Below are 229 nucleotides of genomic sequence, written 5' to 3' on the forward strand. Positions count from 1 at the left end.
GGTCTCGTCGCTGAGCTGGAGCGCCCCGCCGACGACGCGCACCAGGAAATGCGCGGCGACGATCTGACGCCGGTTGCCGTCGGCGTACTCGATGATCAGGTGCGGGTTGCTGTACAGGCCCACCAGCCGCACCACCTCGACGCGCAGCCCGGTTTCCTCCAGCACCTCGCGCACGCAGGTCTCGGCGGCGCTTTCGCCGGGGTCCAGCCGCCCGCCGGGCAGGCACCAG

Annotated in this window: 1 protein-coding gene; it reads right to left on the minus strand. The window is 72.1% G+C overall.

Going from position 1 to position 229, the window contains the following annotated elements:
- Positions 1-229, minus strand: a 229-nt coding sequence (locus tag ACWXWW_RS18435) for an NUDIX domain-containing protein (protein WP_455971505.1), incomplete at both ends; no start/stop codon positions are given.

It is taken from the genome of Microbacterium sp. KNMS (assembly GCF_053851835.1).